Raw genomic sequence first — 13624 nt, forward strand, 5'->3', positions numbered from 1 at the left:
TATGTTGAACCGGTCAGGGTGGGGACCGAACGGGGATCGGCTGTGGTGAGCGAGAATTCGGCCGAGACGCGGATGCTGTCCCCGCGAGCGCTTTTCGCGCAGCGATTCACCGAACTCTATGCGGCCGCGGGCAATCCGACGCTGCGTCGCGTCGCCGCGGCCGCCGAGACCCGCATGCGAGCGGCGCAGGGCGCACGGCCCGGCGGCGCGTCCGCGCAGCGCATCAGCGACTGGAAGGCGGGACGGAATGTGCCCGCCCGCTTCGAATCCCTGCTGCCGGTGGTGCTCACCCTCGTCGAGTTGGCCCGCAAGGCCGGTACGCCGCTCACCCGGCAGTTGGCGGAACCCAAGGAATAGCAACGGCTCTGGCAGGCCGCCACCTCCTGGGATCCGGACGAGGATTCCGAAGCCGCCTGCCCCTACCCCGGCCTGAGCCCGTACCGCCGCCAGGACCGCACCCTGTTCTTCGGGCGCACCGCCGCGACCGCCGAGCTCGCCGCCCTGGTCCGCGACGCCACCGGACCGGTCGCCGTCACCGGTGCGTCCGGGGCGGGCAAATCCTCCCTGCTGTCGGCGGGATTGATTCCGGCCCTGGCCGATCGGGAGGTGACGGTCGCCACGCCCGGACCCGATCCGCTCGACACCCTGCTCACCGTATTCGGCAGTGCCGCAGCCGAACCCGGCACACCGATCGCGGCCCGGGTGCGCGCCGCCCTGGCCCCGCGAGCGGACGCGACCTCGCCCCGCCTGCTGGTCATCGACCAATTCGAAGAGGTCTTCACCACCTGCGCCGACGAAGCGGTCCGCGCGGACTTCCTATCTGTCCTACACGAATGCTCCACCCGCGCAGACGATCCGATCACCATCGTGCTCGCCCTCCGCGCCGACTTCTACGCCCCCTGCCTCAACCATCCGGTCCTGCGCGACGCCCTCGAACACCGCAGCTACCCCCTCGGCCCCATGGGGCAGGACGAACTGGCCCAGGCGATCTCGGGTCCCGCCCGCGCGGTCGGCCTCGAACTCGAACCAGGCCTCGAGGAACTCGTCATCACCGAACTCTGCGGCACCGCCGACCACCACGGCCGCCGCACCTACGATCCGGGCGCCCTGCCCCTGCTCTCCCATGTCATGGCCGCCACCTGGCAGCACCGCGACGGCCGCCGCCTCACCACCGCCGGCTACCGCAAGGTCGGCGGCGTCGTCGGCTCGGTCGCCGAAACCGCCGAATACGCCTGGAACGAACTGACTCCCGGCCAGCAGGCCGCCGCCCGCACCCTGCTGCTCGGCCTGGTCTCGGTCCGCCGCGACGCCCGGGACACCCGCCGCCCCGCCCTCCGCCCCGACCTCCTGTCCCGCGCCGGCAACCTCGAAGACGCCACCACGGCCCTGGAACTCCTCGCCCGCACCCGCCTCATCACCCTCGACGCCGACGCCGTCACCCTCACCCACGAAATCGTCCTCACCGCCTGGCCCCGCCTCCGCACCTGGATCGACGAGGACCGCGTCGGCTACCTGGTCCGCCAACGACTGGAAACCGACGCCGCCGAATGGGCCGCCCAGGAACGAGATTCGTCCCTGCTCTACCAGGGCACCCGGCTGGACAATGCCCTCGGCCACGTCGATCCGCCCGCGGTCGGACCGCTCGCGCAGGAGTTCCTCGCCACCGCCGAGCACGCCCGCAGGAAATCCCGCCGGCGCGCCACCTGGACCAAAGCCCGCCTCGCGCTGCTGGCCGCGGCCCTGCTGCTGGTCGCTTTCGGTGCCTACAGCCAGACCCGGCTGGCCGATCAACGCCGTGACGACCGGGATTTCGCGGCCGTGCTGGCCGAGGCGAATCGAGTGCGCTCGGTCGACCCATCGCTGGCGGCACAGCTGAACCTGGTGGCGTGGCGCATGCGTCCGGGCGACGCGACCGCCGAATCTCAACTGCTGCAAACCCAGAATCAGCCATTGATGACCGCGACCCCCCTCTTCACGCAGGCGGTCCGCGAGGTCGCCTTCGGGAAGGGCGGCACGCTGCTGGGGGCGCTGTCCTACAACGGGGCCTTCCAGCTGTCCGATACCAGCGATCCCCGGCATCCGAAGCCGCTGGGCAAGCAACTGGACGGCATCTTCGCATTCGCATTCAGCCCGGACGGCGCCGTCCTCGCCACCACCCCCATGCCCAAGACCGGCGCGACCGACACCATCCTGTGGGACATCTCCGAACCATCGGTCCCCCGGCGTTCGGCGACGCTGCCCACGGCACGCCCCACCACACAGATCGCCTTCACTCCGGACGGCCGCACCCTCGTGACCGTCGACTCCACCGACCTGACGCTCTGGGATACCAGTAACCCGTCCGCACCGGTGATGAGATCGCCCCGGCGACTGCGCAGTTCGCCCGGAACGCCGTACGACCAGATACGGATCAGTCCGAACGGCCGCGTGCTTTCCCTGCTCGGCCTGCCGACGGTCATGAACAGCGGCGGATACGACCAAGCGACGGTGCAGCTCTGGAACATCGCCGACCGAGCCAACCCGGCTCTGCTGAATCCCGCCGTGACCGAACCCGGCGCCATCCGGGAGACCGCGTTCAGTCCCGACAGCACCCTGCTGGCGATCGGCATCGGCGATGGGGCGATGCACCCGACCGGTGACAACGATGCGACCGTGCAACTGTGGGATATCGGCGATCCGGTACACCCGCGCCGGGCCTCGACCTTCGGCACGGCGCTCGGCGAAGGCCTGTGGGCGCTGGAATTCTCGCCGGACGGCCACACCTTGGCGGCCAGCAGTTCGCGCTCGGCAGGACTGTGGAACGTCACCGACCCCACTGCGCCTTCCGCCCTTGGCATCCCGCTGTCGAGCAGTCCGGGCATCTGTCACTACGACGCGGATACGTCCACCCCGTGCGACAGCGGCCCCAGCTCGATGGCCTTCGCCGCCGACGGCCGCACCCTCGTGTCCGGCAGCTGGACCGGTGAGGTGCAGGCCTGGTCGCTACCACCCGCCATCCTCGACGGGCACTCCGCATGGGTGAATCCACCCGTATTCGACGCCACCGGTCATCGGATGGCGGCGATGTCCAGCGATGGACGAATCACGCTGTGGGACCGCCGGGATGACCGGCCGCCCGTCCTGCTGGGCGAATACGGGACGACGCCGCAATTCGGCTTCGTCCAGCTCTCCCCCGACGGGAACACCCTCGTGCTGGGCACCGACAGTGACAGGACGGCGGCGTGCAGCTGTGGGACTTCACCGACCGCGCCCACCCCAAACGCACTGTCACCCTGGCGGATTCATCCCGCAGCATCTGGCGGGTCGCCCTCACCCCCGACGCCGAGCAGATCGTCGCGGGCAGCGCAAACGGCGCACTTCGCCTCTGGGACCTCGACACACAGCACGCCGTCGACCGCATCTGCGCATCCACCGCCACGCGCTGGACCGAAGATCTCTGGCGGCGCCACCTGCCCCAGCTCAGCTACCGTCCGCCCTGCTCCTGACCCCCGGAATTTCCTAGCGCCACACCGGGTTGCCAGCCGTTGGAACCAGCACAGACCAGGTGACAGGACAGGTGAGATGAACGCATTCAACGAGTCGGTGATCGAGGAATTTCGCGCCAAACAGGGGAAGGTGGGCGGGGCCTTCGAAGGGCGCGACAATATGGTCGTGATCACCACCACCGGCGCGAAATCCGGTCGGGCCGTGACCAATCCGCTGGTCTATGTCCCGGACACGGACCGCATCGTCCTGATCGCCTCCAACGGCGGCGTCGACAAACACCCCGCCTGGTACCACAACCTGCGCGCCAACCCCGAACTCACGGTCGAACTCGGCACCGAAACCTACACGGGCAAAGCCGAATTCCTCAGCGGCGCCGAAGCAGACGCCCTCTACGAGCGCATGATCGACCTCATGCCCGTGTTCGCCGAATACCGCGCCAAAACCACCCGCCGAATCCCAGTGGTAGCCATCTACCGAGCCTGACCCCACCGAGGGACCATACCGGCAGCGGGCGGTGACACAGCAAAGTCCCAGGCAATGCGCAGGGACTCCGGAGTTTCGGGCCAGATCATCGACACGGCCCGCCGCAGCGTGCCGACGGTATGAGCAGGATCGGCGGGGTAGAGGAATGCTGGGCGCACATGGAGTGGCCGCACTGGTCGCGGTGGCCGGATACGCGCTGATCGCGCAGCACGCGACGGCAGCGAGTGCGACACACGAGAAAACCTATTCCACGCCAAACGGATTCGAGTTCACCGTCGGGCTGCGGGATGTGGACGCCCAGCAGGTGCCGGCGATGAACGGGATGCCGACCAATCGGGAAGTGTTCATGAGCGGGACCGCGTACGGGCGGATCGCCGACGGCGCCACCGGGAAGTTGAAGGTCGGCTATTACGTGGCGTGCCAGACCGATATCGACGCCAAGCTGAACATCGACCCGGAACTGGATCTCAATCCGTCGGTCACCGCGACCGCCGGGATCGACACCTCGAGCGGCCCGCATGCGGGAGTCGACCTGAGTGTCGGGCCGTCGGTCTCCGGCGGGGTGGGGATCGATATCGGCATCGCGCCGGGCAAGATCGCGGACATCGACGCCGGGGACAAGGAGCTGCCGGGCGACGGCAGCACCGGATCGCTGATGATCCAGGACCTGCACCTCATGGTCAGCGGCTGTGGCGGACCGCTCACCATTCGCCCCTACACGCAGATTCGCGCGGACCGGGGCGGTGACGGCGGCAGCGGCGCCGTCTACGGGGATCTGCTCACGCTGTAATCGCCTCCGGCCAAGTTCAGGTGGCCATTCAGGGTGATCCCCGATGCGCCTGAACAGCCTCGGCCGCCACGATGGAAGCCATGACGAGAACGAGCGACTGGTCCAAGAGCGCCGGGCGTACCGGCTTCTCCGATCAGCTTCACGATCTGTGGCAGACCCGGCCGATGCGCTTCCCGAAGGACGGCCCGGTCGCGGGCGTGGCCGTCGGCTTCGGCCGCCGCTACAACGTGGACCCCGTGCTGGTGCGGGTGGCGTTCGTGGTGTCGGCGGTGTTCGGCGGCGCGGGCATCGTGCTCTATCTGGCCGCCTGGCTGCTGCTCAATCAGGCCGGAGACCAGGCTTCCGCCGCCGAATCGCTGTTCGGCCGCGGCCGGTCCTCGCATTCCTCGTCCAAGACCATCGTGCTCATGGTGGCGTTGGGGATCGCCGTGAGCACGATGGGTCCCGTCGGCATCGGGCTCGGCGGTTCCGGGGTCATCGGGTTCTTCCTCATGATGGTCGGCTGGTGGCTGCTGTATCAGCGCCAAACCCAGCCGCCGGCAACCTATTTCGAACAGGCCGCCGCCAGCGACATCCTCAACACCGGATACCCGGGCACCACCAACCCGTTCTGGACCGGATACCCCGGCACCAACGCGGTCACCTTCCAGACCTACGGGCCGTACACGACCCTGCCCGACCACTACGAGCCGGACCCGAACCGCGCACCCGAACCCGCTGCGGCGCAGGATATGTCGCAGACCGGCGAGGCCGTGACCGAGGTGATCGAAACCCGCTACGCGCCCGCCTCGTCGGTGGCCGACACCGTCGTCCTGCACAAGTCGGATGCGGAAAGCTCGGCACCCGTCGACCTCACCAAGCACGAGACACCGCCAGCCGACACCGACACGGCGAGCCAGCGCTCCGGCGACACGGAACCTCCCGGCGCAGACCTCGCCAATCCCCCGGTCCTGCATCGCATTCCGTCCACCGTCGACCGTCCCCGCACCGGGTTCGGCCCCGCCCCGATCTCCCCCGACTTCGGCCCCACCCCGCCCGGCTGGGACCCGCTCGGCGTCGCCCCGCTCGCCTGGGACCTGCCCGAACCGGGCGCGCCGCTACGCCAGCAGACCGCGGTCCAGGCGCCCCCGCGCCGTCCCCGTTCCCGGCTGACCCCCGTCACCATCGGCCTGGCCATTCTGGCCGCCGCCGCGGCGGGTTCCGTGGCCGCCTCCGGGGTGGACTGGATGACGCCGGGCCGCATCGGCGCCGCCGCCCTCGCCGTCCTCGCGCTCGGCCTCGTCATCGGCGCGTTCCTGCGCCGCGGGCACGGCCTGATGGTGCTGCTGGCCCCGCTGGCCGGCTTCGTCATCCTGGCCTCGCTGATCGGCCCCATCGAATTCGACAAGGGCGCGATGGGCGACCACACCTGGTCCGCCGCAACGGCTTCCGAGCTGCTGCCGGAATATCACGTCAGCATGGGCTCGGGCACGCTGGACCTGCGCAACCTGCAGCTCACCGAGGACCGCGCCGTCACGCTGAAGGTCCGCATGGGCGACGCCCGCGTCGACCTGCCGCCCACCCTGCGAGTGAACACGATATGCAATGTCCGCATGGGAGATTCGAACTGCCAGCGCGGACTGACCGGCCCGGCGACGGGCCCCGTCCTGAACCTGACCGTCGACGTGCAGATGGGAAACGCGGAGGTGAACCGTGGCTGAGAACAAGAACCGTCGTCCCTCGTTCTCCCTGCTACTGGCCGGCATGCTCGGCCTCGGAGTGAGCGTCTGGGCCTTTGTCGGCCCGCACTCCTGGCCCGTCTCCGGCGGCCTGTCCCTGGGCTGGATCGTCGTCATCGCCGCCATAGTCGTCGGCATAGTCCTGGTTCTCACACCGAGAAAGAACCGCGACTGAACTCCCCCGCCTCCCCAAGACTTCAGCGGGCAGCCGAGAGCCGTTGGCCGGCCCGCATCCGTGCCTGCGCCAGGTGCCGAACCGACTTCGGACGTACCCGGCGAGTTACCCTCATCGGCTCGAAATCAGTTGTCACCCCGGGAGACGACCGAAACAGAGTGGCCCGCACCAGGTGGTGCGGGCCATCTTCGTTGTCAGCGTGGGAGTTTCACTCCCATTCGATGGTGCCCGGCGGCTTGCTCGTCACGTCGAGCACGACGCGGTTGACCTCCGCCACCTCGTTGGTGATGCGGGTGGAGATGCGCTCGAGCACCTCGTAGGGCAGGCGGGTCCAGTCCGCGGTCATGGCGTCCTCGGAGGACACCGGGCGCAGCACGATCGGGTGGCCGTAGGTGCGGCCGTCGCCCTGCACGCCGACGCTGCGGACATCCGCCAGCAGCACCACCGGGCACTGCCAGATCGACTTGTCCAGGCCGGCGGCCGTAAGCTCCTCGCGCGCAATGGCATCCGCCTGACGCAGCAGCTCGAGCCGGTCGTGGGTGACCTCGCCGATGATGCGGATGGCCAGGCCCGGACCCGGGAACGGCTGGCGCGCAACGATTTCCTCGGGCAGGCCCAGTTCGCGGCCGACCGCGCGCACCTCGTCCTTGAACAGCAGCCGCAGCGGCTCGACCAGAGCGAACTCCAGATCGTCCGGCAGACCGCCGACATTGTGGTGCGACTTGATGTTCGCGGTGCCCGCGCCGCCGCCGGACTCGACGACATCCGGGTAGAGGGTGCCCTGGACCAGGAACTCGACCTTCGTCTCGCCCTGCTCGCCGACCACCTCGGAGACCGCGTCCTCGAAGGACCGGATGAACTCCCGGCCGATGATCTTGCGCTTCTCCTCCGGATCGGTGACGCCCTTCAGCTCACCCAGGAATTTCTCGACCGCGTCGACGGTGACCAGCTTGGCCCCGGTCGCGGCGACGAAATCCCGCTGCACCTGCTCACGCTCGCCCGCCCGCAGCAGACCGTGATCGACGAACACGCAGGTGAGACGATCACCGATGGCCCGCTGCACCAGCGCCGCCGCCACCGCCGAGTCCACGCCGCCGGACAGACCGCAGATCGCGTGCCCGTCGCCGACCTGCTCGCGCACCTGCTTGACCAGCGCCTCGGCGATATTGGACGCGGTCCACGCGCCCGGGATCCCGGCGATCTCGTGCAGGAACCGGCTCAGCACCTGCTGGCCGTGCGGCGAGTGCAGCACCTCCGGGTGGTACTGCACACCCGCGAGCTTGCGCGCCCGATCCTCGAACGCGGCGACCGGCGCGCCCGCGGAGGTCGCGGTCACCTCGAACCCGGCCGGGGCGTCGGTGACGGCGTCGCCGTGGCTCATCCACACCGGCTGCCGAGTCGGCAGACCGCCGTGCAGGATGCCGCCGTCCACGCTCAACTCGGTGCGGCCGTATTCGCGAGTCCCGGTGTGCGACACCGTGCCACCGAGCGCCTGCGCCATGGCCTGGAAGCCGTAGCAGATGCCGAAGACCGGCAGCTCCAGATCGAACAGCCGCGCGTCCAGCTGCGGCGCGCCGTCGGCGTACACGCTGCTCGGGCCGCCGGAGAGAATCACCGCGAGCGGCTTGCGCTCCGCGATCTCCTCCACGGTGATCGTGTGCGGAACCACTTCGGAATACACGCTCGCCTCGCGCACCCGGCGCGCGATCAACTGCGCGTACTGCGCGCCGAAGTCGACGACAAGGACTGGTCGCTGGGTATCTGCCACCGCCACAGTCTACGGAGCGACATAGGCCACACGCGCTCCGGGCAACCGCCTCGCCGCAGCTCAACCGAAGATCGCCGTCGCTCCGGCGTGCCTTGGGCCGGAATCCACTCGATCAGCCTGGATCCCGGCCAAAAGCACGCCGGGATGACGAGTGGATCATTACCCCGGGCCCGCATGACCGAGGTGGGAGGTTGGGACCGCCGGCGGCTCTCAGCCGCGCTGACGGGTCCGGGAGGCGAGGTGGGAGATGTGGGACCGTCGGCGGCTTTCAACCGCGCTGACAGGTCGGGGAGGAGGGGCAGGCGGCACCCCGTGTGGCGGGGGAGCGGGAAAGCGCGGCAGTTTGTCGGCCGCGCTGGCTATCCTCTACCTCGTGCCATTCGCCCGTGCGATCGATGCCGAGATCCACTACGAGGACAGCGGGGGCGAGGGTCCGGTGGTGTTGCTGGGGCACGAATTCCTCATGGACCGAACGATGTTCGCGTCGCAGCAGGCGGCGCTGACTCCGGAGTTCCGAATCGTGACCTGGGACGCGCGCGGGCACGGCCGCACCCGCGACGAGGGGCTGCCGTTCACGTACTGGACCTCCGCCCGGGACGCGCTGACCGTCTTGGATCAGCTCGGCGTGGAACGCGCCGTGGTGGGCGGGATCTCGCAGGGCGGCTTCATCGCCCTGCGCACCGCGCTGCTGGCCCCCGACCGCGTCGCCGCCCTCATCCTGCTCAGCAGTGAGGCACACGAGCCGACGCCGGCCGAACTCACCAATGCCCGCAGGTTTTTGGACAAATGGTACGAAGACGGCCCGCGTCCGGCACTCGCCGAACACCTGGCCCGGTTCCTCATCGGCGACGACGACTGGTATCGCGCCGTCTGGGTTAAACGCTGGCTCGCCCGCGACCCCAACGCCACCGAGGTGGCCGCCGGCGCCCTCCTGGGCCGCGACTCCGTCCTGGACCGACTACCCGAAATCACCTGTCCCACTTTGGTCATCCACCCCACCCGCTCCGGCGTCCCCCGCGCCCACGCCCGCGAGTTGGCCGACCGCCTCCCCGACGCCCGTTACCTCGAAATCGACGGCGCCCGCCAAACGGTGAACATGACCCACCCGGTAGCGGTGAACACCGCCATCCGAGAGTTCCTCCGCGACCTGGCGATTTCGCGCTCCACCCCCCAAACCGGCCTGCGCCGCTGACGATTCCGTCGACCCGACCGAACCCCGACCCGACCAAGCCCCCGTCCCGACCAAGCCCCGACCCGACCAAGCCCCGACCCGACCAAGCCCCGACCCGACCAAGCCCCGACCCGACCAAGCCCCCGTCCCGACCGAGCCCCGACCCGACCGAGCCCCGACCCGACCGGCCCAGTCATCCCGGCATGCTTTTGGCCGGGATCCAACGCCCGCAACACATCCGCTGTTCGTGTGGATTCCGGCCAAAAGCGCGCCGGAATGACGGAGGCGGCGACCCGGCCGAGTCGGCAGGCGCCGGAAACGACTCGCGCCCTGAAACGACTCGCGCCCTGGCCCATTCGTGTGAATGGGCCGGGGCGCGAGGTGCGCTTCGTTCTACCCGCGGACGTTCAAACCGACCTTTTGGAATTCCTTGAGGTCGCAGTAGCCGGTCTTGGCCATCGAACGACGCAGGCCGCCAACGAGGTTCAGCGAGCCGAACGGATCGTTGGAGGGGCCGTTGAGGACCTGGGCCAGCGGCACGCGCTCCTCCTCGATGGCGTACGGCAGCACCGCGCCGCGCGGCACCGACGGGTGAGCGGCGGCCGAGGGCCAGTACCAGCCGTGGCCGGGGGTCTCCTGCGCCATGGCCAGCGGCACGCCCAGCATGACCGCGTCCGCACCGCAGGCGATCGCCTTGGCGATGTGCCCGGAGCTCAGCGTCTCGCCGTCGGCGATGACGTGCACGTACCGGCCGCCGGTCTCGTCGAGGTAGTCGCGACGCGCCGCGGCGGCGTCGGCGATGGCGGTGGCCATCGGCACGCCGATGCCGAGCACCTCACCGGTGGTGGTCGCGCCCTGCATCGAGCCGTAGCCGACGATGACGCCCGCCGCGCCGGTGCGCATGAGGTGCAGCGCGGTGCGGTGATCGGACACGCCGCCCGCGACCACCGGCACATCCAGCTCGGCGATGAAGGTCTTGAGGTTCAACGGTTCTCCGTCGCCCACGTGCTCGGCGGAGATGATGGTGCCGTGCACCACCAGCAGATCGATGCCGGCCTGCACGAGCGCGGGCGTCAGCGTCCGCGCGTTCTGCGGGCTGACCCGCACCGCGGTGGTGACACCGGCCGCGCGCACCTGCGCGACCGCGGCCGCCAGCAGATCCGGCTGCATCGGCGCGGCGTGCAGTTCCTGCAGCAGCGCCACCGCCGCTTCGGTGCCCTCCTTCTCACCGACCGCGATCAGCTGCTGGATCCGGGCGTCCACATCGGCGTGCCGGGCCCACAGGCCCTCGCCGTTGATGACGCCCAGCCCGCCGGCCTTGCCCAGCTCGATGGCGAACGACGGCGACACCAGCGCATCGGTCGGATGCGCCAGGAAGGGGATCTCGAAGCGGTAGGCGTCCAGCTGCCACGCCAGCGACACCTGCTTGGACGAGCGGGTCCGCCGCGAGGGCACGATGTCGATATCGTCCAGCTCGTAGGTGCGCCGAGCCGTCCGGCCCATGCCGATCTCGACCATATCGCGCATCGTTGTTCATTCCTTTCGGGTTCGATTGCCAGACATGACAAAACCGGTCCGCGGCACTTGCGCGAACCGGTTCGGTCCAGCTACGAACGAGTGGTGTAGTTGGGAGCCTCGACGGTCATGGTGATGTCGTGCGGGTGCGACTCCTTCAGACCCGCCGCCGTGATCTGCACGAACTGCGCCGCCTGCAGATCCGGAATGGTCTGCGCGCCGGTGTAACCCATGGCCGCGCGAAGACCGCCGACCAGCTGGTGGATCACCTGATCCAGCGGGCCGCGGAACGGCACCCGGCCCTCGATGCCCTCGGGCACCAGCTTCTTCTCCGAGAGCACGTCGTCCTGGAAGTAGCGGTCCTTGGAGTAGGACTTGGCCTCGCCACGCCCCTGCATGGCGCCCAGCGAACCCATGCCGCGGTAGCTCTTGAACTGCTTGCCGCCCACCAGGATCAGATCACCCGGCGACTCGGCGGTACCGGCCAGCAGCGAACCCAGCATCACGGTCGAGGCGCCCGCGGCGATCGCCTTGGCGATATCACCCGAGTACTGCACGCCGCCGTCGGCGATGACCGGCACCCCGTGCGGCTTGCACGCGGCGGTCGCCTCGAGAATCGCGGTGATCTGCGGCGCGCCGACACCGGCGACCACGCGGGTGGTGCAGATGGAGCCGGGGCCCACACCCACCTTCACCGCGTCCACGCCCGCCTCGACCAGCGCCAGCGCACCCGCGCGCGTCGCGACATTGCCGCCGACGATCTGCACCCGGTCGCCGACCTCGGCCTTGACCTTGGAGACCATCTGCAGCACGCCCGACTGATGCCCGTGCGCGGTGTCCACGATGAGCACGTCCACGCCGACCTCGGCCAGGGTCATGGCCCGCGCCCACGCGTCCTCGCCGACACCGACGGCCGCGCCGACGAGCAGTCGCCCGTCGCGGTCCTTGGTGGCGTTCGGGTACTGCTCGGTCTTGACGAAGTCCTTGACGGTGATCAGCCCGCGCAGCTTGCCCGAACCGTCCACGATCGGCAGCTTCTCGATCTTGTGGCGGCGCAGCAGACCCAGCGCGGCCTCGGCGGTGACGCCCTCCTGGGCGGTGATCAGCGGCGCCGGGGTCATCACCTCGGAGACGTGCCGGTCCTGATCCACCTCGAAACGCATATCGCGATTGGTGATGATGCCGATCAGAATGCCTCTGTCGTCCACCACGGGCAGACCGGAAATACGGAAGCGGGCGCACATGGCGTCCACCTCGGCCAGCGTGTCGTCGGGACGACAGGTCACCGGATCGGTCACCATCCCCGCCTCGGACCGCTTCACCGTCTCGGCCTGCGCCGCCTGCGCCTCCACCGACAGATTGCGGTGCAGCACACCCATTCCGCCCGCGCGGGCCATGGCGATGGCCATGCGCGCCTCGGTCACCGTATCCATGGCGGAACTCACCAGCGGGGTGCGCAGCGAGATGTCACGGGTCAGCTTGCTGGAAGTATCGACAGAGCTCGGGATCAGATCCGAGGCCGCGGGCAGCAGCAGCACATCGTCGAAGGTCAGACCGAGCATGGCGATCTTGTCGGGATCATCTCCGCCCGTACGGGGGCGGCCATCGTTACGTTCGCCCGTCACGGGACTGCTCATTCGGATCGACCCCTCCTGGCCTCGGCATCGTCCACCGGACCGGGCACCGGCGGACGCGTGATGAATGGCAATGCCGGCGTTTGCTACCCGGCCTTTGGTCAACCATGGTATCCGCACGCGAATTCCACACCGCACCCGCGGCCGACCTGCCAAAGTGCGCAGTGAGCAGCTAGTGTGTCGGAGGCCACGGCCGCAGGTTCGCGGCCGTCTCGATTCTGGACTGAGCGGAGCGGGGGAGCGAAGCGGAGGAGCGGAGGGAGGGAAGAATCGAGACTTCAGGGCCGCGAACCAGCCCGGAGCGAAGCGGAGGGCATGATAGGCCGAGCGCCACCAGCGAAGTGAGGGCAAATCCCCTTCAGCGCTGGCGCACAAGGGGTGGTTCTGCGTACCGTGGGACTGTGCGTGACCATCTACCACCTGGCTTGCCGCCGGATCCATTCGCCGGAGATCCCTCCGACCCGTCGGCCGCGCTCGATGCCATCGAGCCGGGGGAGCCGCTGGATCCTCACGAGCGCCTAGCCGTCGAAGAGGATCTCGCCGACCTCGCGGTATATGAGGCACTGCTGGCCCACCGCGGCATCCGCGGTCTCGTGGTCAGCTGCGAGGACTGTCGACAGGACCACTACCACGACTGGGACATGTTGCGCGCCAACCTCCTCCAGCTACTGGTGGACGGCACGGTGCGCCCGCACGAGCCCGCCTACGATCCGACGCCCGAGGCGTACGTCACTTGGGACTACTGCCGGGGCTACGCGGACGCCTCCATGAACGAGGCGTTGCACGGCGACGGATTCGACGGGTTCGACGTCTGATTCATCGAAAAGGGCCTGCATCCCGAGGATGCAGGCCCTTTTTCGTTCATCGTGTTCGGTCGTCGTGTT

Annotated in this window: 10 protein-coding genes; 7 read left to right on the forward strand and 3 right to left on the reverse strand. The window is 69.2% G+C overall.

The annotated features are described in order from the left end of the window. The first annotated feature begins 45 nt into the window (after positions 1 to 45). The 5 genes from D7D52_RS15975 (at position 46) to D7D52_RS15995 (ending at position 6652) form a co-directional block, all read left to right on the forward strand. Positions 46 to 357, forward strand: coding sequence for a hypothetical protein (locus tag D7D52_RS15975; protein WP_162958337.1), 312 nt, complete (start codon positions 46 to 48; stop codon positions 355 to 357). A 72-nt stretch (positions 358 to 429) separates the two neighbouring features. Further along, entirely contained in the window at positions 430 to 3969 is a 3540-nt protein-coding gene (locus D7D52_RS40325) for a nitroreductase/quinone reductase family protein (protein WP_425464677.1), read from the forward strand. Positions 3970 to 4114: 145 nt separating this feature from the next. After that, complete coding sequence (locus D7D52_RS15985; RefSeq protein ID WP_120737309.1) at positions 4115 to 4759, forward strand: MspA family porin; 645 nt, start codon at positions 4115 to 4117, stop codon at positions 4757 to 4759. Between the two features lie 80 nt (positions 4760 to 4839). Continuing rightward, complete coding sequence (locus D7D52_RS15990; protein ID WP_120744154.1) at positions 4840 to 6459, forward strand: PspC domain-containing protein; 1620 nt, start codon at positions 4840 to 4842, stop codon at positions 6457 to 6459. Next, the gene (locus D7D52_RS15995) at positions 6452 to 6652 is read left to right on the forward strand and encodes a hypothetical protein (protein WP_120737311.1); all 201 of its coding nucleotides are present in this window, start codon (positions 6452 to 6454) and stop codon (positions 6650 to 6652) included. The genes D7D52_RS15990 and D7D52_RS15995 overlap by 8 nt, the downstream gene beginning before the upstream one ends. Positions 6653 to 6860: 208 nt before the next feature. Here D7D52_RS15995 and guaA read toward each other — a convergent pair whose 3' ends face one another. After that, complete coding sequence (gene guaA / locus D7D52_RS16000; RefSeq protein ID WP_425464637.1) at positions 6861 to 8420, reverse strand: glutamine-hydrolyzing GMP synthase; 1560 nt, start codon at positions 8418 to 8420, stop codon at positions 6861 to 6863. 373 nt (positions 8421 to 8793) lie between these two features. On the opposite strand from guaA, the gene D7D52_RS16005 reads away from it, so the two are divergent. Continuing rightward, positions 8794 to 9612: an alpha/beta fold hydrolase gene (locus D7D52_RS16005; RefSeq protein WP_120737315.1), complete on the forward strand. Its 819-nt coding sequence runs from the start codon at positions 8794 to 8796 to the stop codon at positions 9610 to 9612. Positions 9613 to 9984: 372 nt separating this feature from the next. On the opposite strand, the gene D7D52_RS16010 is transcribed toward D7D52_RS16005, so the two are convergent. After that, positions 9985 to 11118: a GuaB3 family IMP dehydrogenase-related protein gene (locus D7D52_RS16010; RefSeq protein ID WP_120737317.1), complete on the reverse strand. Its 1134-nt coding sequence runs from the start codon at positions 11116 to 11118 to the stop codon at positions 9985 to 9987. A gap of 80 nt (positions 11119 to 11198) precedes the next feature. After that, positions 11199 to 12743, reverse strand: coding sequence for an IMP dehydrogenase (gene guaB / locus D7D52_RS16015; protein ID WP_120737319.1), 1545 nt, complete (start codon positions 12741 to 12743; stop codon positions 11199 to 11201). Positions 12744 to 13141: 398 nt separating this feature from the next. On the opposite strand from guaB, the gene D7D52_RS16020 reads away from it, so the two are divergent. Further along, positions 13142 to 13555: a DUF5319 domain-containing protein gene (locus tag D7D52_RS16020; RefSeq protein ID WP_029923780.1), complete on the forward strand. Its 414-nt coding sequence runs from the start codon at positions 13142 to 13144 to the stop codon at positions 13553 to 13555. Positions 13556 to 13624: the final 69 nt, after the last annotated feature.

This window comes from Nocardia yunnanensis (genome assembly GCF_003626895.1).
GTDB lineage: Bacteria > Actinomycetota > Actinomycetes > Mycobacteriales > Mycobacteriaceae > Nocardia > Nocardia yunnanensis.